3 protein-coding genes are annotated in these 1,289 nt (G+C 46.4%); all 3 read left to right on the top strand.

Features of this window, described 5'->3' with window-relative positions:
- The coding region (locus SSCH_RS05340; protein ID WP_044664572.1) for a MarR family winged helix-turn-helix transcriptional regulator at positions 1-364 on the top strand (364 nt) is incomplete at its 5' end.
- Positions 365-1,069 carry a diacylglycerol/polyprenol kinase family protein gene (locus tag SSCH_RS05335; RefSeq protein WP_198142186.1) on the top strand — a complete coding sequence of 235 codons (705 nt, stop codon included), beginning with the start codon at positions 365-367 and terminating at the stop codon, positions 1,067-1,069.
- A gap of 2 nt (positions 1,070-1,071) precedes the next feature.
- Positions 1,072-1,289: hypothetical protein (locus tag SSCH_RS20030; RefSeq protein ID WP_044664571.1), on the top strand; the 218-nt coding region annotated here is incomplete at its 3' end.

Here is a 1,289-nt window from a genome sequence, read left to right as displayed (position 1 = left end):
TGGCGTCATTAAATCTGACAGGTGCGGAGGTGACATCATCTTTCACCTTCTTTCGACAAGTGACGGTCTCTCGCAAGAGAAGCTTGCCGAGCGTCTTGATATCGGCAAAGCCGCTATATCCAGAACAGTTAACTCTCTCGACAGCAAGGGCTATATTCATCGTGAGCGGCAAGCCGATGACTCACGCACCTATCGCGTTATGTTAACTGATGCAGCAAAAGATGTTAGCAAAAGGATCGAGCATGCCTATAAAACAGCATATGAAGTTTCCTTGCAAGGAATTAGCGAATCGGAATTCCAGAGTTTTGACAGACTGCTTGAAAAAGTATATGAAAATTTGCACTCACGGGAGTCAGAGAGATGATTGAATTTCTACAAGGATTTGGGATATTGTGCGGATACTTTTTTTGTATGCGCGTCGGCAGCGCTGCTGTTACGGCGTTTTGCCCGTATTCCCTCGGAAGTATTTCGTAAAATCTTACACATTATATTGCTGTGTTCATTGTTTGTATGGATCTATACCTTCCAGACATGGTGGATTGCATCACTAGCGGCTCTGATTTTTATTGCAATCGTATTTCCGTTACTATCTTTGGCAGAGAAGCTGGACTGTTATTCCGAACTGCTCACCGAACGAAGAAGCGGAGAGATTAAGCACAGCCTTATTCTTGTATTCAGCATGTTTGCAATTCTAAACAGTATTTGCTGGGGATGGTTGGGTGAAAGATGGCTTGTTCTTGCATGCATATGCGCCTGGGGTTTTGGCGATGCGGCTGCCGCTTTGATCGGGAAAAAATACGGGAGACACTATCTTGAAGGCAAGCTCATAGAAGGGCGTAAAAGCGTCGAAGGAACACTTGCGATGTTTACGGTGTCCTTAATTTCGGTTCTCATCGTTCTGTTAATCAACGGAAATGTCGCGTGGTATACCAGCTTAACGATAGCTGTGCTGACAGCAGCTGCCAGTTCCGTTGTTGAGCTTTATACCCGCAAAGGCATGGATACGGTTACCTGTCCGTTTGCTGCTGCGGCCGTGCTTTTGCCGCTTGTGCATCTATGGGGTGCGTAGCCATGAAAAACAAATCAGGCGAACGGACGCTTCTTGCATCTGTTGTTCTCAGCTCGCCCGGACCCATTGTCGTTGGAATCGGTCTTTTTTTGGGTAAGTCATCCACCCAGCTTGCGGATTTTATTCGCCGATCGGCGGAACTTATCGCAATAATTGTATCCTGGGCGATATACCGTGTGACACATAAGGGTACGGAGTTCGATGATAATCACAGGCTTCA

The organism is Syntrophaceticus schinkii (assembly GCF_000946815.1).
GTDB lineage: Bacteria > Bacillota > DSM-12270 > Thermacetogeniales > Thermacetogeniaceae > Syntrophaceticus > Syntrophaceticus schinkii.
Note: the sequence above shows the minus strand (reverse complement) of the source record. Positions and strands in the feature narration are given on the sequence as shown.